General features: G+C 54.9%; 21 protein-coding genes. 9 read left to right on the forward strand and 12 right to left on the reverse strand.

Annotation, left to right across the window (positions count from 1 at the left end; genetic code table 11):
* Positions 1-65: 65 nt before the first annotated feature.
* On the reverse strand, positions 66-2,423 hold the full coding sequence (locus SPL01S_RS06455) for a TonB-dependent receptor domain-containing protein (protein ID WP_063198316.1): 2,358 nt from the start codon (positions 2,421-2,423) through the stop codon (positions 66-68).
* A 317-nt stretch (positions 2,424-2,740) separates the two neighbouring features.
* Positions 2,741-4,213 carry a serralysin family metalloprotease gene (locus tag SPL01S_RS06465; RefSeq protein ID WP_063198321.1) on the reverse strand — a complete coding sequence of 491 codons (1,473 nt, stop codon included), beginning with the start codon at positions 4,211-4,213 and terminating at the stop codon, positions 2,741-2,743.
* A 308-nt stretch (positions 4,214-4,521) separates the two neighbouring features.
* Between SPL01S_RS06465 and SPL01S_RS06470 the strand changes: the two genes are divergently transcribed.
* From SPL01S_RS06470 to SPL01S_RS06485, 4 genes are all read left to right on the forward strand, one after another.
* Positions 4,522-5,016 (forward strand): TIGR00645 family protein, encoded by a 495-nt coding sequence (locus SPL01S_RS06470; protein WP_062870808.1) that lies wholly within the window; start codon positions 4,522-4,524, stop codon positions 5,014-5,016.
* 284 nt (positions 5,017-5,300) lie between these two features.
* On the forward strand, positions 5,301-5,756 hold the full coding sequence (gene fabZ, locus SPL01S_RS06475; protein ID WP_004944391.1) for a 3-hydroxyacyl-ACP dehydratase FabZ: 456 nt from the start codon (positions 5,301-5,303) through the stop codon (positions 5,754-5,756).
* A gap of 37 nt (positions 5,757-5,793) precedes the next feature.
* A complete protein-coding gene (locus SPL01S_RS06480) occupies positions 5,794-6,582 on the forward strand; it encodes a spermidine synthase (protein WP_063198323.1) in 789 nt (262 codons plus the stop codon).
* 72 nt (positions 6,583-6,654) lie between these two features.
* On the forward strand, positions 6,655-6,849 hold the full coding sequence (locus SPL01S_RS06485; RefSeq protein WP_006318355.1) for a ribbon-helix-helix protein: 195 nt from the start codon (positions 6,655-6,657) through the stop codon (positions 6,847-6,849).
* 52 nt (positions 6,850-6,901) lie between these two features.
* On the opposite strand, the gene SPL01S_RS06490 is transcribed toward SPL01S_RS06485, so the two are convergent.
* On the reverse strand, positions 6,902-8,116 hold the full coding sequence (locus tag SPL01S_RS06490) for an MFS transporter (RefSeq protein ID WP_063198325.1): 1,215 nt from the start codon (positions 8,114-8,116) through the stop codon (positions 6,902-6,904).
* Positions 8,117-8,314: 198 nt separating this feature from the next.
* Between SPL01S_RS06490 and SPL01S_RS06495 the strand changes: the two genes are divergently transcribed.
* Entirely contained in the window at positions 8,315-8,932 is a 618-nt protein-coding gene (locus tag SPL01S_RS06495; protein ID WP_063198328.1) for a TetR/AcrR family transcriptional regulator, read from the forward strand.
* A gap of 29 nt (positions 8,933-8,961) precedes the next feature.
* On the opposite strand, the gene SPL01S_RS06500 is transcribed toward SPL01S_RS06495, so the two are convergent.
* Positions 8,962-10,035 carry a LacI family DNA-binding transcriptional regulator gene (locus SPL01S_RS06500; RefSeq protein WP_062870805.1) on the reverse strand — a complete coding sequence of 358 codons (1,074 nt, stop codon included), beginning with the start codon at positions 10,033-10,035 and terminating at the stop codon, positions 8,962-8,964.
* Positions 10,036-10,302: 267 nt separating this feature from the next.
* On the opposite strand from SPL01S_RS06500, the gene SPL01S_RS06505 reads away from it, so the two are divergent.
* Complete coding sequence (locus SPL01S_RS06505; RefSeq protein ID WP_063198330.1) at positions 10,303-11,568, forward strand: maltoporin; 1,266 nt, start codon at positions 10,303-10,305, stop codon at positions 11,566-11,568.
* A gap of 143 nt (positions 11,569-11,711) precedes the next feature.
* Here the strand turns inward: SPL01S_RS06505 and SPL01S_RS06510 are convergent, their stop codons facing one another.
* The 6 genes from SPL01S_RS06510 to SPL01S_RS06535 form a co-directional block, all read right to left on the reverse strand.
* Complete coding sequence (locus tag SPL01S_RS06510; RefSeq protein ID WP_004944371.1) at positions 11,712-12,032, reverse strand: PTS sugar transporter subunit IIB; 321 nt, start codon at positions 12,030-12,032, stop codon at positions 11,712-11,714.
* A gap of 69 nt (positions 12,033-12,101) precedes the next feature.
* Positions 12,102-14,162, reverse strand: coding sequence for a beta-galactosidase (locus SPL01S_RS06515; protein WP_063198332.1), 2,061 nt, complete (start codon positions 14,160-14,162; stop codon positions 12,102-12,104).
* Between the two features lie 51 nt (positions 14,163-14,213).
* On the reverse strand, positions 14,214-15,419 hold the full coding sequence (locus tag SPL01S_RS06520) for a glycoside hydrolase family 53 protein (RefSeq protein ID WP_063198334.1): 1,206 nt from the start codon (positions 15,417-15,419) through the stop codon (positions 14,214-14,216).
* A gap of 4 nt (positions 15,420-15,423) precedes the next feature.
* Positions 15,424-16,275 carry a sugar ABC transporter permease gene (locus tag SPL01S_RS06525; protein ID WP_063198336.1) on the reverse strand — a complete coding sequence of 284 codons (852 nt, stop codon included), beginning with the start codon at positions 16,273-16,275 and terminating at the stop codon, positions 15,424-15,426.
* A gap of 4 nt (positions 16,276-16,279) precedes the next feature.
* A complete protein-coding gene (locus tag SPL01S_RS06530) occupies positions 16,280-17,587 on the reverse strand; it encodes a carbohydrate ABC transporter permease (protein ID WP_006325200.1) in 1,308 nt (435 codons plus the stop codon).
* Positions 17,588-17,632: 45 nt separating this feature from the next.
* Positions 17,633-18,868 (reverse strand): extracellular solute-binding protein, encoded by a 1,236-nt coding sequence (locus tag SPL01S_RS06535; RefSeq protein ID WP_013812867.1) that lies wholly within the window; start codon positions 18,866-18,868, stop codon positions 17,633-17,635.
* 365 nt (positions 18,869-19,233) lie between these two features.
* Here SPL01S_RS06535 and SPL01S_RS06540 point away from each other — a divergent pair, with 365 nt between their 5' ends.
* Positions 19,234-20,340, forward strand: a complete 1,107-nt coding sequence (locus SPL01S_RS06540) for an ABC transporter ATP-binding protein (RefSeq protein ID WP_062870800.1) — start codon at positions 19,234-19,236, stop codon at positions 20,338-20,340.
* Positions 20,341-20,560: 220 nt separating this feature from the next.
* Here the strand turns inward: SPL01S_RS06540 and SPL01S_RS06545 are convergent, their stop codons facing one another.
* Positions 20,561-20,914 carry an MmcQ/YjbR family DNA-binding protein gene (locus tag SPL01S_RS06545; protein WP_062870799.1) on the reverse strand — a complete coding sequence of 118 codons (354 nt, stop codon included), beginning with the start codon at positions 20,912-20,914 and terminating at the stop codon, positions 20,561-20,563.
* 82 nt (positions 20,915-20,996) lie between these two features.
* Entirely contained in the window at positions 20,997-21,872 is an 876-nt protein-coding gene (locus tag SPL01S_RS06550; protein ID WP_063198339.1) for a LysR family transcriptional regulator, read from the reverse strand.
* 102 nt (positions 21,873-21,974) lie between these two features.
* On the opposite strand from SPL01S_RS06550, the gene SPL01S_RS06555 reads away from it, so the two are divergent.
* Positions 21,975-22,910, forward strand: a complete 936-nt coding sequence (locus SPL01S_RS06555) for an NADP-dependent oxidoreductase (RefSeq protein WP_063198341.1) — start codon at positions 21,975-21,977, stop codon at positions 22,908-22,910.
* Between the two features lie 27 nt (positions 22,911-22,937).
* Positions 22,938-23,807, forward strand: a complete 870-nt coding sequence (locus SPL01S_RS06560; RefSeq protein ID WP_063198343.1) for an NmrA/HSCARG family protein — start codon at positions 22,938-22,940, stop codon at positions 23,805-23,807.
* Positions 23,808-23,883: the final 76 nt, after the last annotated feature.

Below are 23,883 nucleotides of genomic sequence, written 5' to 3' on the forward strand. Positions count from 1 at the left end.
CGCGACAGCCGCCTTTCATTGACGAAAGGCGGCTTAAACGCTAGCGGTTGATCAAAATGCGGTAGTTAGAAATCCACGTTGACGCCAAGCTGGAAGGTTCTTCCCGGCATGACGGCCAACGCATTGTCGTAGGCATCCTGACGGGTTGAGTCCGTGAGTTCACGGCTGCTCAGGTAATCGCGGTATTTCCTGTCGGTGATGTTATACACGCCGCCGCTCAGTTTCACATTGCGGGCAACCTGCCAATAGGCGGACATATCCACCAGGCCGTAACCCGGCACGCGCAGATATTCCGTGGTGGCGTCGGTGAGCGTACTGCCGCTGGCGTTGTTGTAGCTTTCACGGTTGGTCGCCGTCGCCTGCTTGCCTTTGATGAAGGTTGCCGTTACCGCCGCGCCGTAGCGTTTCGCCGGATCGTCCCAGGCTACGCCCACAATGGCTTTCATTGGCGCTACGCTGTCGATATCGACATATTTATCGCCGGAATAGCTGGACTTGGATTTGCCCTGGTTATATCCCAGCGCAAAATTCGCGCTCAGCCCGTTCACCTGCTCAAACCATGTGCCAAAATTCACCCTGGTGCTGATTTCAGCGCCGTAGATATAGGCTTTATCACGGTTTTCCGCTTGATAAATGGTGTAGATATTGGAAGGCACATTAGCGAACTTGTCCGGGCTGCTGGCCCGTTGATAACGGGTATACGCAATGAAGTTTTTATAGGTGTTGTAGAACAGCGACGTGCGCATTGTCACCCCGTCCACGACGTCTCCCTTCATGCCCCATTCCAGATTGTTGCTGGTCTCGGTGTTCAGATCGGCGTTGCCGATCAACGCATACTGCGCCGTGCCCGCATAGCTGGAGCCGAGATTCCATGAGCCGTAAAGCTGGCTGGCGTTCGGGAACTGTGCGCCACGCTTGTACTGCAGATAGGTCATCAGCGCCGGCGTAATATCGTACTCGACGCTGAGAGACGGCAATATCTGGGTGTCGGTGTTGCTTTTGCCGTATAACGTTTCCAGCTCGGACTCCGTCAGCACCGTGCTGCCGGTGGTCAGGCTGGTCAGGTTCTGCGGCTTGGTGCTTTGGTGAGCCACGCGCACGCCAGGCACCACGGCAAAACCGTGCCCGTCGAGATCAAATTGGATCTTGTCCTGCACAAAACCGCCCAATACGTAGCTGCGGCTGTTTGATTCCGGTTGCATGATGGCCGTGGACACGCTGGGGGCCGGCTCTTCACGGAATGGCCGCTCGGTATCGGTTAACCTGGCGTTTAGCCCTCCGCTCAACGCATGACGCCCCAGCGTTTTGGTTATCAGCGTCTCAAAGCCGTAGGTATTGACGTTGTAGTCGGAGTAAACCCGCTCCATGCTGCCGGTACTGGTGGGCATGTAAGTGTTGTCATGCGCCTGGGTCTGTTGGTAATAGGCTTTTGATGTCAGGGTATCGACGAAATCATTGTACGGTGTCCATTCATCTTTCACGCTCACTCCCCAACGGCGCGTATTGCTCTGCTGTTGGGCGGTACCCAGGATGGCGCTGCCGGCCGAGTTCCAACTGTCGTAATGGGTGTGGTTGACTTTATCGTAGTAATCCACCGTGCCGGTGAGTTTGTGTTCGTCATTTGGCTGCCAGATACCGGACGCCATCAGCGCATTGGAATGCCAGTTGGCCGGGTAAGCCTGATAAGTGCCACTGTTGTTGCGCGTTTCCTGGCCGTCGCGGCGGCTATAAACGAACACCCCGCGAAGTTGGTCATCGCCCGCAGCTGCGGTAATGCCGTTGTGCCAACTGCGGTTGGACGAGTCGTAATCGCTCTGGTAACCAAAGTAAGTCTGTTTGGACGGCGACAGGTACTGATCTGCCGACTTCGGCGAAAACGAAACAGCGCCGCCGATAGACGTATTGCTACGTTCAATCGAGGTCGCTCCCGATTCGATCTCCACCTGGCCGTACATGTAAGGGTCAATATAGTCCCTGCCGATGCCAAAGGTGTTAAGGCCGGCTCGGCTGACATAGCTGCGCCCGGTGGCGTCTGGCTGCGGAATGCCGTCGACATCCAGGCCGACGCGATTGCTCTCCAGGCCGCGAATGTTATATCCGGTGTAGCCGCTGCGATCGAAACCGCTTTTGCCCGAGGACGATCCTCCACTGACGCCAGTGGCGCTAATCAGCGGTTCATAACGCATGATCGAACCGAAATCATTTCCCCCTTTTTTCTGCATGTCTTGCGCGCTAATCGTGGTTATTGTCCCGGCCTTTTTCTCAATCACGGGCGCGACAACCGTTATTTCCTCTTCATTTTGCGTGGTCTTTTCTAACGGAGTTTTATTTACTTCAGCATTAGCGTTAAGGGAACTGCCGATCAACGTCCCCCATAGGATGGAATGCCCGATAATTCCCTGGTAATTAAAAGTTTTGCACATGTATTAGCCCTGCAATAATTATTGGTATTTGCTCGCAGTTGCTTCGCCCCGGTAATTAATCGGGATCAAGGGTATTAACGAAAATTAACAATTTTATAAGAATGGTCTTTCTGCGTAGACTTAATAAAAGCATGTTAATGATAATGCTTATCATAAGCAATATCATTAAAGCCCTATTATTTGCATTGGTGAGAGATTTCCTAACCGCTTACGAAATCCTTACAAAGCGGTTCAGACAGTCAGTGTGCGAAAAGATTGTCATAAGGGGGGCGAATAAAACCATAAGAGAACGGTGGGCATAACCCACCGCATAAGGCTTAAACAATAAAGTCCGTGGCGGCATTCGCCTGTCCGACGATTTGCACCAGGAAGTCCGGCCCGGCATTGCCATGGATATTCAGGGCCAACTCGCTCAAATGAGTTTGCGCGTTGTAAGACAACAATGCCTCTCCCGCCTGGCCGCTGAGGTTCTCAACGAAATGAATAAAGTCGTTGCCTTTATCGCCATGGTTAAAGAAGGAAAGATCGATTTTGTCGATACCGGTCTCAAAGTCCAGGATCTTGTCAGGCGATTTATAAGGTGAATCACTCACGGCGGCGAAAACGAAAATATCCTTTCCGCTGCCGCCTGAGAGTTGATCTTGCCCACCTCCGCCGTAGATAACGTCATTACCGGCGCCGCCCTTGATAATATTGGCGGCGTTATTGCCGACAATCACATCATTGCCCGAACCGCCGATGGCATTTTCAATGGTTGCGCCCAGAGCGATCGAAACGTTGGCCTTCAAACCGCCGACGTCGGAGTAGGAGCCTTCCGTCAGGTTAATGCGTTGGTTCTGGGTATATCCCGAGAAATCAAGCGTGTCATTGCCACCCGCATCCCAGACGGAGAAAATCAGTTTCTGGTTGCTGTCTTGCGCGCTGTAGAAATCCCGGCCGGTATTGGAATTGAACCCATACACCGTATCCCCGGTGCGCGTGGTGGTATTGGCCCCATAGAGATACTGAATGGCGGCGATATCGTCTACCAGCGGCGCAGCGGCATAATGGCCGCCGTTATCGCCGCCGGTGTAGGATTCATTCCAATAGCTCATCACGCTGAATTGGCGAGTGTCTTCGGCATAGGTTGGAACTGACTTGTAGGTGGCTCCATCACCGGCATTATAATCGCCGGGGTGATCCAACCCCAGGGTATGCCCGATTTCGTGGGTGAACGTCAGCCGGCCATAGTTGCCTAAATCAGGGTGCAGGTTGGCGTAAACGCCATCTCCGGTATTAGCGACATCATAATTGACGTTATACCAACTTTGCCCTGCGACATGCTGTCCGCTGTAGTCTTTGCCTGCTTGCGTAAAGGGCTTAATCGCATAAGCCTGGCCCGCCCCTTCGTAATTACCGAAGGTAATATCGGATTTATGCCCTGGAGCCACCTCGACAAAGGTAATGTTCGCCACGTCCGCCCAGGATTGCAGCGAAAGCTTGGCCTGCACCTGTTGCTCGGCAGTAAACGCGCTCAAGCCCGTCTCACGATCATCTGCTCTGAAAAAGACGGAATTTAAATTAGTCTGATTATAATCCCACTCAGGAAAGGAATAAGTGACCGTCGCACCCTGGCCGGTAATATGCACACCATTCCAGGTTTGTTCACTGCGTGCTATTTGCTGGCCTGCCTCTCCCACACCAAAAGAAGGTTTATTATTGATGTTTAAACCATTACCTCTGTGGTGATAATTCAGTAAATCATTAACGCTATCCCAACCGCTTACTTTTCCATTCAGGGAATTTTCCATGACGATCTCCAATAGGTAGATTTATTTCCGATATATATAATTCAGTTTCGATATAAAACACCGATTAAATTCCTAATTACAGCATTTAAATGCTAGTACGATTTATGGAGAGCTCAATATATAGTGCGAAAATAACCAAAAATGGACGATAACCCCAGAGAACACGCACTGAGTGAAAGGGAATTACCCGTCATAAAATGCCCTGCCTCCTGGAAGGAACCCATCCCCGTACAGGGTGCCGCGCTTGCCTTCTGCCGGGCGTCCTGAGCTATACTGTGTGCCTCTTTTGGTAACAAACTCAGATGACTATGGAACGCTTTATAGAAAACGCTATGTATGCCTCTCGCTGGCTGCTGGCACCGGTTTACTTTGGCTTGTCGCTGGCGCTGGTGGCGCTGTCGATCAAATTCTTCCAGGAGATAGTGCATGTTCTGCCGAACATCTTCTCCATAACCGAAGGGGATCTGGTGCTCACCCTGCTTTCGCTGATCGACATGGCGCTGGTGGGTGGCCTGTTGGTCATGGTGATGTTCTCGGGCTATGAAAACTTTGTTTCGCAGTTGGATATCAGCGAACATAAAGAAAAGTTGAGCTGGCTGGGGAAAATGGATGCCACCTCTCTGAAGAGCAAGGTAGCCGCATCCATTGTCGCTATCTCTTCCATTCACCTGTTGCGGGTGTTTATGGATGCCAAGAACGTGCCGGACAATAAGCTGATGTGGTATGTGATTATCCACCTCACCTTCGTGCTTTCCGCTTTCCTGATGGGCTACCTCGATAAAATAACGCGTGATAAACACTGATTCACCGTTCTGGCCGCTATCGCCCTGATGGCGGCCCTCTCTCCCCGCCTCAAAAAATTATTAATCAATCAGTTGGATGACAATTTCAATCGTCAGCTTCAATCGTCAGCTTCAATCGTCAACTTCATGGTTACGTTGTCACTAAACGGTGTTTAATGCCCGACCTGGCGATTTTCAGTTAGTGCATATGATGATAATAACATTATAATGCTATTACATTCCCGCCGGGCGCATAAGCCACCGCTGGCCGAGCTTCGTCCCGCTGACAGGATCCAAAATCAATCATGCCGCTGAATGGAAATCCACTACAGTACCAGGATGTTCAATCTATCCTGCCACACCGGTTCCCCTGTCTGCTGGTCGACCGCATTCTGCCTGCCGGCACGTCGATTTCTGAAGGGCGCTTGAGCGCCATCAAAAACATCACCGCCAATGAGCCGACCTTTTGGACCGGCCACCACCAGACCACCGTTTTCCCCGGCATCCTGATGGTGGAAGCCTTGGCGCAGAGCACCGGTCTGCTGGCCCACTACTTTCTCGGCCCACTGTCAGAAGGCGAGCATTATTACTTTGCGTCCATTCAACGCGCCCGTTTCTACCGCTCGGCCCAACCCGGCGACCAATTGCGCATGGACGTCGCCTTTGTCCGGCAACGATCCGGCATTGCCCGTTTTTCCGGGATGGCGACGGTCAATGGCCGCCGCATCTGTACGGCCGAATTTATGTGCGCCCGTAAATAAGCCCCCCGTTTTCTAAAGGAGCCAAAGCGAAGCTACCATGTCTATTGTTGATAAGTTGCTAAATAGCCTTGATTTTTCTCCCCGTGGACAAGTCATCGCCCGGGAGGAAGACCATTGCGGTGAAATTATCGTTTCTGACCACAAAGACTACCGTACCCTGCGTTTCGACGGCATTTGCGAGCAGAGCAAAATGTGCATCAGCGCGCCGCAGGTGCCGGTGCACAACTACATAAAAACCATGCTGATGGCGGTGGCCTGGCAGCCGCCTTCGGCGGCGCTGATCCTCGGTCTTGGGGGCGGCAGCCTGGTGCGGGCATTGCATGCCTATGATCCCAACATGCTGCTGGACGTGGTGGAACTGCGCCCGGCGGTGGTGTCTGTCGCCCGCCGTTATTTCACCCTGCCCGCCGATGAAACGGTCACCTTGCACACCGCCGATGCCGCCGATTTTTTACGGGCTCCCGCCACTCGGCAATATGATCTGATATTTTCCGATCTTTACAGCGCCTTCGCGATGGACCCGCAACAGGGCACGCGAAATTTTCTGGAGCAATGCGCCGGTCGCCTTTCGCCTCAGGGCTGGTTGGTGCTGAATTATCATGAAGTGCCCGATGACAGCACGCTGCTGTATCACAGCTTGCACTGCGCGTTTAAAACCGTTCTTTACTGCGTGGCACCCAGCGGCAACGTCATTATTTACGCTACACCGGGCCATGTTGAGACGCCGCTCAGCCTGCTGCGCCGCCTTTCCGCCGCCGTCGGCCCGACCTTTGGCTGTGATTTAGGTTTTCTGTCGCGCAAAATTGAGCGGCTGCATTTTAACTAGAAATTGTGGGTTGGATAGCCGATTACCCAGCATGCCATTATCATTTGATTATCATCCTCTGGAGGAATCCTCATGGAAAAGAAAACGGCACGACTGACGATACTCATCGATCCGGATAAGAAAAAAGCCCTTGAAGAGCTGTGCCTGCAACAGGACGTCACCCCGTCTCAGGTAATCCGGCAACTGATACGGGACTATTTGCACAAACATCAGGTGGAATACCCCAGTCAACCGACTCGTTCCAATCCCCGGGTAGATAACACCTGACCCAAGGATTGAAGCCGGATGGCGCACGGAATGCGCCATCTGCAACCGCCGGTCAGCCCTGGCGTCTTCCCGCAGAGAACCCGTGCCGTTTAGCCGCGGCCGCGACGGCCAGTGCGCCCAATAAAAGCGCAAATACAGCCCAGGGGAAAGACGCCGGGCCATACCGATCAAGCAAGATCCCGCCGAAAATGCCGCCACCGGCGATAGCGCTGTTCCAGGTGACCACGTTCATGGCCAGCGCCGCATCCGCACCTTTACCGGCAGCATCCGCCAGAGCGGTCTGCAATAACGTCGCCGCCCCGCCGAAACTCAACCCCCATAGCACCATGCCGACATAGATCACCCCCGCATTCTGGAGCCCCATGCCCAGCAACACGCTGGTGGCGGCAAAGAGCGCGAGGCTGGCCAGCACCGCAGTTCTCAAGTGGCGATCAACCACCCGACCGGTGATCCCGATCCCCACCAGTGCCGCCAACCCGAAAACAAGCAACACCGCATCAACCCGGTCGCCAAGGCCAGCCGGTGTAACAAAAGGCGCAACGTAGGTATAAAGGATGTTATGAGCGAACATCCACAGCAGCACCACGCCCAGTACCGATCTGACGCCAGGGGTCATCAACACCCTGTACAGCGGCATCCGTTTTGCTCCCGTCTGCCCCGGATAATCGGGCACCTTTGCCAGCACCCAGACGATTAACGCCAACGTCAACAGCGACATAACGCCAAAGGCTGCACGCCAGCCGACCACAGATCCAAGCCAGGTCCCGAGCGGCACGCCCAGCGACAGCGCTACCGGTGCGCCCACCATCGCCACCGCCATCGCTTTGCCCTGAAGATGAGGCGCCACCATCCGACGCGCATAACCGGCGAGCAGGCTCCAGGCCAGCCCCGCCGCCGCTCCGGCAAAAAAGCGCGCGGTCAGCGTGACCGCAAAGCTGGCCGACATGGCGGTGATCGAGTTAAAAATAAAAAAGCCCGCAATGGTCAACAGCAAAACGTTACGCCGCCGCCAACGCTGCGTGGCAAGCGTCAACGGAATGGCGGCCAATACCGAACCCAGCGCATAGGCGGTGATCATCTGCCCGGCAAGCGATGGCGACACCTGCAAGCCAGGGGCGATCTGGGTCAGTAAACCGGCGGGAAGGGTTTCGGTAGCAATACAAATAAACCCCGTCATGGCCAGTGCCAGCAAGGCGGCTATTGGCAAACGTGGTGCCTCTTCGAGCATCACCCCGGCATTACTGCAGTTGATATTTGTTTGGCTCACAGTTCATCCATTTATGTATCGATCAGTATAGATATGGACGACAGCGATCTGCGCCAGTTTTAGCCGGCTGCATCTCGGTCGCTACGTCACTTGAATTGATTTATGTATCGAGTGGTATAATAATGCTAAGGGGGGATCATCTGAGTGTCAATGATATTCATACCGATCAGTATATAACTTATAAACATGGAGACGACCATGGCACAAATGGGCCGTCCTCGCCGGTTCGACCGCGACGAGGCCATTCAGCAGGCGTTGTATCTGTTTTGGCAGCACGGGTATGAAACCACTTCTCTGGCTCAGCTTAAGGCGAACATTGGCGGCGGCATTACCGCGCCCAGTTTTTATGCCGCCTTTGGTTCGAAAGAAGCGCTGTTCAGAGAAGCGGTAGCCTGCTATCTCAACAGCTATGGGCGGGTCAATGATGCGCTCTGGGATGACTCCCTGCCCCCCAGAGAAGCGATTGAAACCTCGCTGCGCCGCTCGGTGAAGATGCAGTGTGAGGATCAACATCCCAAGGGGTGCCTGGTCGCATTAGGCGTAATGTCAGGCGGTGCTGAGGAGCATTCAGCGGTCCTGAAACCGCTTGCCGATTCGCGACGGCGTACGCTGAACGGTTTTATTCACTGCATCAAAAGAGGCATTGCCGGCGGCGAACTGGCCAAAGATACCGACGCTGCCGCCATCGCCACGTTGTTTGACAGCTTCCTGCTGGGCGTTTCGACATTGGCACGCGACGGCGTCAGTCATTCGGTGCTCGATAGCGCCGTCACGGCCTTGCTGGCGGTTTGGGACGCAAACACCGGAGCCGGATAATACCAATGTCGAACAGCGTCGGAGCGCGATCACTGCTCCAGGCGTTGCGCCAGCAGGCGCAGCTGTTCGGCAATCTGCTTCAAATCCTTGTCATTATGCTCGCGTGGCCCGGTGGAATTACGGATCACCAGCTTTGCCGACAGAATCGATGACGCACGCGACAGCTCGTTCTCGCTGGTGTTGAGCACCTTCCTGACCGCTTCCTTGCCCTGCAAATCCAGATCCAGCGAGACGGTGGTCAGCGCCGGGTAGAAGAAGGCGCTTTCATAAGCATCGTCATAGCCAATCACCGACTTTTGCCCCGGTATCGGCAGTTGGTTCTGATGGAAGGCGCTTAGCAGCCCGAGCGCCATTTGGTCATTCCCCACCAGCACCGCCGAGAAATGCGGGGTCTCGCGCAGCATCTGCAATGCACCGGCGTAACCGCTTTGCGCGTCCCAGTTGCCGTGCAGCACCGTGACCGGCGTCAGGCCATAATCCTGCAGCGCATCCTGCCAGTTCTTCAGCCGCAAATTGGCCGAAATGGAGTATTGCGGCCCAGCCAGCAAGGCAAAGTCGCGGTGCCCCAGCTCGTAAAGGTACTTGACGCTGGCGCGGGTGCCGTCCGCCGGGTTAAAAGAAACGTTAAACACTGAACTGTAAGGGTCAACGTCGAGGAACAGGCAGGTAATGTCATCGTTGTCCGCGGCGATTTTTTCCGCCACCGCCGTCTCCAGCGGTACATTGATGATGACCTTTTCTACCCGCTGCGACTTGAGATCGTTGATCGAGTCCTGAATGCCATGATTGACGTTCTCATCAATCATTGAAATCAGCACCTGATAGCCTTCCGCATTGGCGTAACGTTTTACCGCCGCCGCCACTTGCGAAGGCGCATGCAGAGCCAGGGAGACGGTGACCAGCCCCAACGTTCGGCTCTGTTTGCCCACCAACTGCTGCGCCAGGCGATTGGGCACATACCTGAGGAGCTCAATAGATTGTTCAACCTTGCGACGCGTGGTTTCAGAGACATTGGCTGACTTGTTCAACACGCGTGAAACCGTCTGGTAAGACACGCCGGCATGGCGGGCAACATCCTCTAACGTGGTGTTTTTCGACTTCATAATCCGTTCCCTGTGATTGCTCTGGATTGATTGTAACAGGCCCCCTCCTCACCGCATAGTTACCCCGATCACATCCATAAAATTTCCAAAAAAGTTATTCGTTCACATATCAAACCTTAGTGATCTCTCTCACTAACCGTTACAAATCCTGCTGTTTTATTTGCACTAAATCACAATAAATCAATAACGCGATTGTTTGTTGTCATGATTAGCCATTCTATTGCTGCGTGGATGTGAACGTAATACAAAAAACATAATGAGGCCTACATGAAAACAAGACTACGCACATTGTCTGTCGCCTTGGCGATGGCGCTTTCCTCACCGGTCGCCTTTGCCGCCGAAACCCCAGGGATCGATTTCCATGGCTATCTGCGCTCCGGGGTCGGGGTATCCCAGGATGGTGGGTTAGAAGAATGGCAGAAGAACAAAATTGGCCGTCTGGGCAACGAATCCGATACCTACGGAGAGATCGAACTGGGCAGCGAAGTCTACAAAAAGAACGACGTCAGCTTCTATCTCGACACTATGGTCAGCATGGTGTCGGATGGCTCCAACGACAATGAAACCACGCTGGGGGATGACGCGCAATTCGGTCTGCGTCAGCTTAATCTGCAAATCAAAGGGCTGATCCCGGGCGACCCGAACGCGGTGATCTGGGGCGGCAAGCGCTACTATCAGCGGCATGACCTACACATCATCGATACCAAATACTGGAACATTTCAGGTGCCGGTGCCGGCGTGGAAAACCTCTCCTTCGGGCCGGGCGCCATCTCCGTCGCCTGGATCCGCGGTGACGGCAACGACGTGGACTACCGCGTCGACAACGATAACGACCTCAACATCAACTATCTCGACCTGCGCTATGCCGGCTGGAAGCCGTGGACCGGCGCCTGGACCGAGTTTGGTATCGACTATGCGATGCCAAACCCGACCAACAAGCAAAAAGAGTACGGCGGCCTGTACGATGCGGAAAACGGCGTGATGCTGACCGGCGAGATCAGTCAGGACATGCTGGGCGGCTATAACAAAATGGTGTTGCAATACGCCACCAAGGGCCTGGCGCAGAACATGGTGTCCCAGGGCGGCGGTTGGTATGACGTCTGGAACAACACCCGCGATGCCACCGGTTACCGGGTGATCAATACCGGGCTGATCCCGATTACCGATAAATTCTCCCTCAACCACGTGTTGACCTGGGGTTCCGCCAGCGATCTCAGCGATATGATCGATAAGAGTAACCTGATCTCTCTGGTGGGCCGGGCACAGTACCAGTTCACGCAGTACGTGCGCGGCATTGGCGAAGCCGGCGCTTTCTACCAGAAAGATGACCACAAAGACGGCAGCCATTACAAGCAAGGCGGCGAGAAGTACACGTTGGCGCTGGGGTTGGCGGATGGACCGGAATTCATGTCCCGCCCTGAATTGCGCGTATACGCCTCCTATCTCAACGATTCAGAGCAAGGCAATTCATTCAAGGACGGCACCGCCAGCAATACCTGGAACTTTGGCGTGCAGGTTGAAGCCTGGTGGTAACAGGCATAATTCAGGGTAAATAACGGCTCTTGGTTTATTGGCAGTAGCTTATTTCTCTCATCATTATCTTCTGTGTCTTTGACGATGCTCTCCGGTTGCGGTCGTCCATTGGTAACCCCCTTTTGGGGGTTACCAATTATTTTTTATTCCTGATGATTAACTGAAAAACGCTCCGCCAATAATTTACGCAAATTATCTGACTGCTTGCCAAATATCGCATGCACCTCCTGACCAATAATAATCACCCCCAGCGCTCCCGACTGTTGCAATCCTTCCGTATCGACTTTGGCTAAATCCGTCACCGTTACACGCAAGCGAGTAATACAGGCATCGACATGCTGGATATTTTCTCGGCCGCCCAAATGCCGCATCAGCGTTTCTAAAAACGGCATGTCGACGTTATTATCTTCCACCGGCGATTTCGGGTGCGAGAAATAATGCGTAAAGGCTTTTAAACTGACCATGGTTATTTCCTCATAAGATACAGACGTAAAAAAACGCCCGTTCGATTGAACGGGCGCAAGGGGAAGAAACTAGGCCAACTTGCGGGTCAATATGCGGCAGCCCCAGGGGGCCAACGTCATTTCACCCTGTAGAGCCTTAGCATTCGACATATCGGTATACTCCCCCGGCAGCTCCACGGCTTTTGCCTTGTCGCTGTAGTTCTGCACGATAATGAACTCGGATTCACCGTCGGTACGCCGCTGTGCGGTCACGCCCGGCGGCAATGCCGTGTCCAGTGCGCGCGGCAGCGCCAGCTCTTGCGCTATCGCCATAAAGAAATCACGCTGGAAAGAGGCATCGTTGCGCGAAGCGACATACCACGCCTTACCGTCGCCAAAGCGGTTGACCGTCAACGCCGGGCGGCCGGCATAGAAGTCGCCGCCGTAAACCGCCTGCGCGGTGGCGCCCTCCAGATTGATCAACTCGCACAGATGGCGCGCCTGATAGCTGCCCTGCAAGCCCAGCTCGTTGCCCGGCACGCCGCGAATGCTGTTGGTTTCGTCATCCGTCAGGCTGTCGATCTCTTCCGCCCAGATCCCCAGCAACGGCCGCAGTGGCCCCGGGAAACCACCCAGATGGCACAAATCGCTTTCATTGACGATGCCGCTCCAGTAGCTGGCGACAAACTGCCCGCCCTGCCGGACAAAGGCCTCCGCCCGCGCGGCAAAGCCTTCGCGCACCATATACAGCATCGGCGCAATCACCAGCTTGTAGCCGGAAAGATCGCAATCGGCGTTGATGATATCCACCGCAATGCCCTGTTCCCAGAACGGACGATAATGATCCACCACCGTCTGCTCGTAATGCAGCCCGGCGTTGCGCGGCCCTTGGGCATCGTCCATCGCCCAGCGGCTTTCCCAGTCGAAGATAATCGCCACCCGCGCCTCAACCCGGCTACCGGCGACCGGTGCCATGGCGGCCAACATCCGGCCCAGTTCGCTCACCTCCTTGCCCACGCGGGTGTCCAGCCGCCCGGAGTGGTCAATCACCGCGCCGTGGAATTTCTCCACCGAGCCGCGGCTTTTGCGCCACTGGAAGTACTGCACCGAATCCGCACCGTGCGCAACCGCCTGCAGTGAGGAGAGAATATGCATGCCCGGTTTCTTCAGCTTGCTGATCGGCTGCCAGTTGGTGACGCTCGGCGTCGATTCCATCAGCACAAAAGGCTTGCCCTGTTTCAGGCTGCGCATCAGGTCGTGGAACATGGCGGTATAGCAGGCCAGGCCGGTTTCATCCTGCCGGTTATGCCACATCGGGTAGCTGTCCCAGGAGATGAAATCGATGACTTTCGACATCTGCCAATAATCGTAATCGTAGAAATATTCCATAAAATTGGTGGTGGCCGGCAAGTCCGGATTGGCCGCCTTCAGCGGGGCAATTTCCTGCGCGCAAAAGTCGGTGGCCTGGGTGCTGCAAAAACGCCGCCAGTCCAGGTTCAGACCATGAATCGACACCTCGCCCTGCGGCGCAGGCGATTCAATCTGCGACCAGTCGCTGTAGGTGTGGCTCCAGAAATCGCTCCACCAGGCCTCGTTCAATTGCTCCAGCGTCTGATAACGCTGCTGCAGCCACACGCGGAAATCACTCTGGCAACGGCTGCAATGGCACTCACCGCTGTATTCGTTGGAAATATGCCAACCAATCACCGCCGGGTGGTGCGCATAGCGCTGAGCCAACGCCAGGTTGATCTCATTCACCTTGCGGCGATACACCGGGGATGACAGGCAATGGTTGTGTCGGCCGCCGTGCAACGCCGGTACCCGATTGCGCCCTACGCGCAACACCTCCGGGTATTTCTGCGACAACCACGCTGGGCGTGCGCCGCTTGGCGTAGCCAAAAATACGTGAATGCCCTGCTCATATAACTTATTCAGCACGTCGTCCAACCAGGCGAATTGATATTTCCCCTCTTCAGGTTCCAGCTTAGACCAGCTGAATATCCCCACCGACATAATATTGCAGCTAGCCTGCTTCATCAGTTCTACATCTTTCTCCACCATGCCCGGATAATTAACCCATTGTTCCGGGTTGTAGTCGGCTCCATGCAATAGGCCAGGCACCTTTGCACTCAAAGGAGGAAATTTATTCATCATAATTCCTTAGAAAATAATCACTGAAATTCTTTATTACGGACGACGCAATTAATTAAATGACTTTAATGAAGGCAGCACTTTACCCCGGCAATCAAACAGCGCCTGATTTTCACGCGCGTTGCCATCCTTGCCGGATTCACCGATATATTTCATCCCGGCCGGCGTAGCCCAGCCGGCGCCCGGCACGGCGATCCAGGTCGGTTCCCAATAAAACACGCCTTTGCCACGGTTATCCGGCACGTTAATGATGCTTTGCATCAGATCGCGAATAAAATCGGCCTGCCCCTGAACGGTGCCCGGATATCCCCCATCCTGCGCTTCTTTGGCGGAGAAACTGTTGTCGGTATCATCGCAATTTTCCAGGCCATAACCGTAAGCGGCCTCAACCACAATCACGTCTTTGTTATAGCGCTTGCTGATGTCGTCCATATTGGTTTGCAGCTTTGAGATAGGGCCGTCCCAATAGGTGTACATCGACAAACCTATGACATCGAACGGCACATTGCGCCGGGTTATCTCGTCAAACCACCAACGGAAAGTGTCATTCTTGGTGCCCTCGGCCAAATGCAGCATGATTTTCACCTGTGAAGGCGAATCGAGGTTTTCCCGCAGCCCGGCGATCGCCGCGTTCAGCAACCCGGCCAGGCGATCAAACTCCCCGCCGCCCTGGCCCCAGCTTTTGCCTTCCGGCCACAGAATGCCGCCATTAATCTCGTTGCCGATCTGCACCATATCCGGCAACACGCCTTGCTGCTTAAATCTGGCGATGGTGTCGCGGGTATAATCATGGATCGCCGTTTTCAACTGGTCATAGCTCATTTTGTCCCAGGCTTTAGGCTTGAACTGTTTGCCGGGATCGGTCCAGAAGTCGCTGTAATGGAAATCCAACAGCAGCTTCATGCCCTGCGCCTTGACGCGCTTGGCCAGCGCCAGCGTGGTAGCGAGATTGTTATTGCCGGCGCCATAAGGTTGGCCTGCGCTGTCTTGCGGATCGATCCACAGGCGCAGACGCACATAGTTCACGCCGTTGTGTTTGAGGATAACCAGCGGATCCTGTTGAACGTTGTTCTGGTCGTAGAACTTGCCGCCGTGCTGCTCCACATCCGCCAGGGTAGAAATATCCACGCCCTTGATAAAGCCGGCCGGAACATTGTTCAGCGGTTTGATGATGACGCTGTCCGCCGCAAACGCCGTAGCGGACAGCAGCCCAGCCGCCAGACACAGGCTTAATAAAGCCGGTTTGAATGTTTTCATCGCATTATCCTTTTGTGCTGCCAGAGGTCAGGCCGGAAACAAAGTACTTTTGCAGGGCCAGGTATAAGATGGCGACCGGCAGCGCGATTAACACCGCTCCCGCCGCGTAGGTGGTGTAGCTGGCGCCCATCTTTTGCGACACCAGGTTATACAGGCCGATGGGCAGCGTATATTGGTCCGGGGTACGCAAAATGGTGCTGGAGAGGATGAAATCCCCCAGCGGGCCGGTAAACGAGAACAGCGCGACCACAGCGATAATCGGCTTGGAAAGCGGCATGATGATTTCGATAAAAATCCGGAAGTTGCCGGTGCCGTCCATCCGGGCAGACTCGTCCAGATCCTTCGGAATCGCATCCAGATAGCCCTTCATCAGATAGGTGTTCATCGGGATCATCCCCGCCACGTAGATCAACACCAGCGCCATATGGCTGTTGATCAGCCCCAGCAGCTGCGACAGCACAAAAATCGCAATCAGCGCGGAGAACTGCGGGATCATCTGCAACAGCAGGAACAACATCAGGCCGTTCTGCCGCCCCTTGAAACGAAAGCGTGAAAATGAATAGGCGGTAAAACTGACGCTGATCAGCGTCAGCACCATGGTCAGGAAGCTGATTTTCATCGAGTTCCAATACCAGGTAAGGTAATTGACCTTGCCGTTGAACAAATCGGCATAGTGCTGAAACGACAGGTTCTCCGGGATGATCGAACTGCTCAACAGGCTGTTGCCGGCATTGAGCGACGCGCCGACGGTCCACACCAGCGGGTAAATGATGATGGCGGACACCAGAATAATCACCAGCCAGGACAGCGATAAACGCACCCACTTCTCTTTCTTGATGCTCTTTGACATTGCTATCCCCTTAGGCCGCGTCGTCGTTCTTGAACGAATTGGTGGCGCGGAACTGCCACAGCGCGATGCCCACCACGAAAATCGACAACAGAATGGTGATGGTGGCGGCGATGGCGTACTGCGAAGACGACATCGTCAGCTTGTAGATCCAGGACACCAGAATATCCGTGCCCCCTGCGTTGGAGCCGGCCACCGCCGGGCCGCCGTTATTGAACAGGTAGATGATATTGAAATTGTTAAAATTGAAGGTGTATTGCGTGATGATGATCGGCGCAATCGAGTAAAGCACCAGCGGCAACGTGATGGTGCGCAGCTTGGTCCAGGTGCTCGCCCCGTCCATGGTCGCGGCTTCGTACAGATCATCCGGGATCGCCTGCAGCACGCCGGTGGTCATGGCGAACACAAACGGGAAGCCCAGCCAGGTCTGCATCATGATCAGCGCAGTTTTGGTCCAGAACGGATCGGTCATCCAGGCTTTCGGTGCGATGCCGAAAAACGCCAGAATGGCATTGTTGATCACCCCGAACGAGTCGTTGAACATCCCGGCGAACACCAGAATGGTGACAAAGCCCGGCACCGCCCAAGGCAAAATGAAAATGGTGCGGATCAGCGGTTTGAAGCGTAAATCCTTTTGATTGACCAGGATCGCCAACATCACCCCTACCGTGCATTGCAGCGTGGTGGCCAACAGCGTCCAGACCACGGTCCATTGCAGCACGTCAAAGAAGGTGGAACGCCAGATCGACAGCGTGAAGATATTGATAAAGTTCTTGAACCCAACCCAGTCAACCAGCTTGGCCGGCGGCGTGTGATACAGGTTGTAGTTGGTAAAGGCGATAGAGAAGCCAAACAGAATGGGGAAGATCACCACGAACACCAACAGGATAAACCCTGGCGTGATCATCAGATAAGGAAAGCCTTCGCTCAGCAGCATCTGGTATTGCTTGCGCACGCTGTTCAGCGCCATGCCGGCATCGCGCTTTCTGCCATTCACCCAGGCGTCGCGTATCGACAGGCCGTAAATCGCCAGGCCAAAGCCAATCACCAGTACGCTGAGGATCCCCTCCGCCAACAGGAAAATGGAGTTATCGCGTGGCACTTCACTGCCGAGCGTATACAGCCCCCACAGCCCTTCGGTGAGGAACTGCCAGGTCACCCCGACAAAGCTGGTGAGCAGCACCAGAAAGATCAGCCCTTTCGCCCATTGGCGATGATAGAACTGACCAAACCCGGGGATCAGCGCCAATATCAGCGCCCCCACGGAATGGCTGTATCGGCCTCGGTCGGCGGACAACTTTTCACTTGGAGTGACAATCACACACTGCTCCTTCTTGAAAACGGGAGGAGACCTCCCGTTGCTCGGTTACTGGTTGCTGGCCTGCATCGCTTCGATTTGCATTTTGATTTGTTTGACCGCATCGTCCAGCGCCGTTTTTGGCGGCTGTTTGCCGGTCATGCTCAGTTCCAGCGCCGCGTTGGCCGGCCCCCAGACTTCCTGCATTTCAGGAATGCCCGGCATGGCGGTCGCATGGCTGGCCTGAATGGCTACCGCACTGGCTCTCTCGTCGTTCTTGATGAGCGGATCGTCAATCATCGCCACCAGCGGAGGGATCTCTTTGGTCACCTGATAGCGCGTTTTCACGTAGGCCGGCTGATTGATAAACTCGATGAACTTCTGCGCCAACGCCTTATCTTTGCTCCAGGTGGAGACCACGTAGCCTTTCACGCCCAGGAAAGAGTTCATCGGTTTGCCGTTCGGCAAGGTTGGCAGTGGCGCTACGCCATAATTGATGCCCGCGTCGGCATAAGGCTGGAAGGCCCACGGGCCGTTGATCACCGCTGCGGCTTTCTTCTCGGTGAACAGGGAATCGATAGCGTTCAACCCGCCATCGCCGATAATGCCCGCCGGGAACAGGCCATCGGCATAGAATTTTTTCAGGTAACTGACGGCTTCAACCGCACCGGGGGTGTTCAGGCCGATATCCAGCGGGTTCAGCCCTCCCTTGCCGTCGTTGCCAAAGATATAACCGCCCATGCCGGCGATCGCGCCGCGGCTGTAATAAATCTGGTCAAACTTGGCCAGCAGGCCGTATTTACCCGCCGCACGCTGCTGTTTGGAGAAATCGTAATAGGCATCCAGATTAGCCAACGGCTGCGGCAGCAAATCCTTGTTGTAAATCAGCACCAGCGTTTCTACCGCTTTCGGCACGCCGTACAGCGTTTGATTCATGGTGAACGCGCCGATGGACGGCTTGGTGAACGCGTCGGCTGCGGCCTGATCCAGCTTTATCGGCGATAACAAACCTTGCACCACCGCCGCACCCACCTGATCGTTAGGGATCACCAGCACATCGGGGCCGATACCGGCCGGGCCGTCCAGCCGCAGCTTTTCAATCTGCTGCGCAAACGGCATTTCCAGCACGTTAACCTTCACGTCGTTCTGTTTTTCGAAATCGGCGATGGCGCCCTTGATACCGTCGGACTTCTTGATGTCTTCCCAGACGGTAAGCTGTTGGCCTGCCGCTGCGAGGGCGAAACCGGAATATTGACTGGCCGCCAATGTGGCCAGTACCAGAGCAGTGATTGTTTTGGTTTTCATTACCCACCTCATGTGAAGGTATTACATTTTTGTTTTATCACTTTGGGATTAGATGCTTCAGGCCAGGCGCAATGTTCAGTATTACAACGCATAATGCGATAACCGGGTCATTGTCTCGGCTTGTTATACGCTACGCTGAGAACCGCGCCAACTCTATACAATTATCACCATTGTGTGATCGTTATTGCAGAAATGAAAACCGGTGATATGGCTTGAAATCTAGCGCAGTTATAGTCTTTTCAAGACTTTCTGGCTGTTACGACGATGAGAAAATATTTGTTATACGTATTACATAACAACAGTAACAACGGCCAGAAGACGCCCTGACAGGGTTTGCCTATTGATAACTTCCGAGGATCAACAAGATGTCCAGCATAAGACTGAGGAATGTCACCAAGCGTTTTGGTAAAACGGTGACGTTGCACAATATCAACCTTGAGATTAAAGGCGGTGAGTTCGCCGTGTTCGTGGGGCCGTCAGGCTGCGGTAAATCTACGCTGTTGCGCATGATTGCCGGGCTGGAGGAGATCAGCGACGGGGATATCCTGATTGGCGAAGAACGGGTCAACGATGTGGCACCCGCTCACCGGGGCGTAGCCATGGTGTTTCAGTCCTATGCGCTCTACCCGCACATGACCGTCGCCGAAAACATGGGTTATGGATTAAAGGTGAACGGAACGCCGAAAGAAGAAATCCGCCATCAGATTGAGATGGTGGCAAAAACCCTGCAACTGACCCATCTGCTGGACAGAAAACCCAAACAGCTTTCCGGCGGCCAGCGCCAACGTACCGCTATCGGGCGCGCCATCGTGCGCAATCCCAAAGTCTTCATGTTTGATGAACCGCTTTCCAACCTGGATGCCGAGCTGCGGGTCGATATGCGCTTGCATATCGCCAAGCTGCACCAGGAGCTGAAAACCACCATGGTGTATGTTACTCACGATCAGGTTGAGGCGATGACGCTGGCCGACAAGATTGTGGTCATGAATTACGGCAAGGTGGAACAGATGGGCGCGCCGATGGCGCTGTATTACAACCCGATCAACAAATTCGTCGCCGGATTTATCGGCTCGCCGAAGATGAACTTTTTGCCGGCCACCGTGGTGAGCTGGACGCCAGAGCTACTGACCGTCTCCATAGGCGCAGACAAAACCCTGGCTCTCACCCTCTCCACCCTGCAAGTCGCGCCCGGCGAGCCGGTGACGCTGGGTATTCGCCCCGAGCACCTGACAACCCACTCAGATTCACCGTTACGCCTGGATTTCCACTGCGAAGTGGTCGAACGGCTCGGCAACAACACCTATCTGTTCGGCCAATGCCACGGCCACGACGGTTTTAAAATGCTGTTGCCCGGCGATGCGAATTTCCGGCCCTATCAAAAATTGCAACCGGGATTCCAGGCACAGCAATGCCTGGTGTTTGACGCCGACGGTGCGCGCATCAGCGCCGATATCGTCATTCCGCAATCCTGAACCTGCTTCATCCGATAAGAAATCCTGTCGGTCATGCGCTGTGATAGCGAGAGAGACCCGCGATCACAGCGCACCAAGCCCGGTTATGCCGAGCCGGTAACCACGCTATCGAGCCCATCTGATGCCCTGCCGCGACGCAGCCGTTCAGCCGCCGCGATGTCTGCGATATCACGCGCGTCGCGCATTGAAGCACGCGCATCTTGTTTTTTGAATGATGTTGTCAGGATGTCAGCTCATGGCTGTCAGCAAGCAGTTCATGTATTTCCTTTGGCGTTAGCGGCCCGGAAAGAAGCACGCTGACCCAGTGCTCTTTGTTCATATGGTAAGCGGGCAAAATGCCCTCTTTTTTACGCAACGAACCGATGTACTCCGGCCTGACTTTCACTTCGAGGACATCCAACACATCATCCGTCTTCAGACCCAGCTTTGTACCCGGTACATTCATCACGAGAGCGAACCATTTGGTTCCGTCATGATGGCGAAGTACGGCGTAGCCCGGCAGCTTACTCCAGAGATATTCCGGCTCAGATTTAAAATGTTCCCGGGCATAACTGAATAATGTCTCTCTCTTCATCATAATTTCCTTATTTATCCAGATGACCAAAGCGTGCGATACCTGCCTTTCCTGTCCGCGATGCTTCATCAGTATTGTAACCTCACCCCGTCAGAACCAGCGACATGTCAGGGTATCTGGCGCACAGGAAATCGACGAATGCGCGAACCTTTGGCGCAGCAAGCCGCCTGGAGGTATGCAATACCCAAAGTGCTCGATCTGCGCCCGACACCGTACCCCACTGAACCAAATCGCCACGGGCAAGCTGGTTCCATGCGATGGACTGAGGAATGAGGGCGGCACCACCGCCGGCAATAGCGGCATCCCGAACCATCAGTAACGAAGAGAAGCGCAGCTTTGGGATCGGCTCCAGGACCAGTAGCCCGCCATCGAGACTCCAGTGCGTAGGTTGGAAACTCGAGGTTACGATGCTGGGAACGGGTCTAATTGCGCCGGGTGCCGGCTTGAGTATTTCAGGTGCGGCCACGACAACCAGCCTGTCTTTGGCGAAACACCGCCCGACTAAATTGCTGTCTGGACTGGGGTTGATCCGAATGGCAACGTCAAATTGTTCCTCGACGAGATCCACCATGCGATCTTCCGCCACGATCTCAATCTCAATTTCCGGGTAGGCTGCACAAAATTCCGCGCCAATGCGCCCCATCGAAAGCTGGGAAAACAGAACGGGTGCCGCTACGCGCAAACGTCCGCGAGGCGTCGAAACACCGTCACCGACCGCCGTCATAGCTTCGCTTACCTCACTCAGCAGGCCTTCGGTTCGGGACATCAGCATTTCGCCTGCTTCGGTAAGCTTCAAACCGCGAGCGCTACGTTCGATCAGCCTCACACCCAGTTGCTCCTCAAGATCGGCGATCCGTCGCGATAACGTGGCTTTGGAAATGCCGCTCGCACGGCTTGCCTTCCCCAGCCCTTCACTCGTTGCGACGAGTATAAAATCAGACAGTGCGTTCAGGTTCATGGTGTTCCATTTTTGAAACAAGGTGTCTATGTTTTATGATCTTTGTTTTTTTATTGCAACGGAATACTGTCTCGTTATCAGAACGAGATACGAGGAACTGCAATGAACAACATACAACGCGCTGTACTGATCCGTCACTATGGCGGGGCCGATGCCGCAGAAGTGGCCGAGATCGACAAGCCTACACCGGGACAAAACCAGATTCTGGTTCGGGTTCAGGCCGCTGGCGTAAACGGTATTGACTGGAAAGTTCGTGAAGGCCAGGTACGAAATGCCTTTCCGCTTCCCTTCCCCCTCATCCTGGGCGCCGAGATGGCAGGGGTTGTCGAGGCTGTCGGCCCCGATGCCTCTCGCTTTCGTGTCGGCGACCGCGTCATGGGCGCAATGGCAGGACTGGGCGCGTACGCCGAGTTCGTGGCAATCGATGAAGCCAGCCTCTCCCCGACACCCGAGAGTCTGGACGATGTCCATGCCGCCGCCATCCCCGTAGCCGCCGTCTCAGCCTGGAACAGCTTACACCACGCAGGACCGCTCTCTCCGGGCCAGCGAATCCTCATTCATGGCGCGGCCGGTGGACTGGGTGCCTACGCCGTGCAGTTTGCCAAACGGGCGGGTGCCGAGGTCTTCGCGACTGCGGGCACGGCCGATCTGAACTTTGTACGCAGCCTCGGCGCCGATTGTGTCATCGACTACCGCTTTCAACGTTTCGAAGACGCCGCCCGGGACATAAACCTGGTGCTCGATTATGTCGGGGGTGAAGTGCTGGACCGTTCCTGGCAGGTACTGGCGCAGGACGGCGTAGTGATCGGTACGTCGTCGCCGGACATTCTGACCCGCACGCCGGAAAACCGCCGGGGCCTCTGGTTTATGAATAAGCCCGATCCCGAATTGCTGGAAAAACTGGCCAAAGACGTCGCCGACGGCACCCTTCAGTCCAGAATTGGCGACGTAGTGGGCTTTGCTGATATTCCAGCAGCAATCGAACGCAATCGTACTGTTTCACAGACCGGCAAGGTCGTTGCGGACTTCTCTCGTTAACCCTATACCCATGCAGGAGTTTCAAACATGAGCATTCTCGTTACTGGTGCCACCGGCACCATTGGTTCACTCATCACTCAGGGCCTGGCTGACGCAGGCGCCGAGGTCAAAGCCCTTGTCCGCCAGGCAGGTAAGCGTGCGTTCCCGGCAGGCGTCACGGAAGTCATTGCGGACCTCACCGATGTCGCCTCGATGCGCGCCGCGCTGTCCTCGGTGCGTACGCTGTTTCTGATTAATGCGGTTACGCCCGACGAGGTTACGCAAGCCCTGATCGCGCTGAACCTCGCTCGCGAGGCGGGCATCGAGCGCATCGTTTACCTGTCGGTGATTCATGCCGACAAGTTTACTAACGTCCCGCACTTTACCGGCAAGCACACGGTTGAACGCATGATCGAAAGCCACGACATTCCCGCAACCGTTTTGCGCCCGGCTTACTTCATGCAAAACGACCACATGGTTCAACAGACGATTGAGAACTACGCGCTATACCCTATGCCAATCGGCTCGGCAGGTGTCTCAATGATTGATGCGCGAGATATCGCGGATGTCGCCGTGGCTGAGTTGCTGCGACGCGACAGAGCATCGTCTGCGCAGGAACGCGTAACGTTGGAGTTGATTGGGCCGCAACCGCTTACCGGTGCGTCCGTGGCGAAAATATGGAGTTCTGCCCTGGGGCGGGAGATCCTATACGGAGGGGATGACGTCGCGGCTTTCGAAGGCCAACTCACTTCATACAGTCCCAGTTGGCTGGCTTATGACATGCGTCTGATGATGGCAGGTATCCAGGCGTTCGGCATGCAAGCCGCTGAAGGAACCGTAGAACAGCTTCAGACTATTATCGGGCACCCGCTGCGCACTTATGAAGACTTCGTTCGCGAGTCTGTTGCCGGGGGTTAACAACCAGACAAAGGGGCGGGTTTACTGCCGGGCAGTGCGCCGCCCCTTCATCGAGCTCTGTTTTAATAACACTAAA

Source organism: Serratia plymuthica NBRC 102599 (genome assembly GCF_001590925.1).
Lineage (GTDB): Bacteria > Pseudomonadota > Gammaproteobacteria > Enterobacterales > Enterobacteriaceae > Serratia > Serratia plymuthica.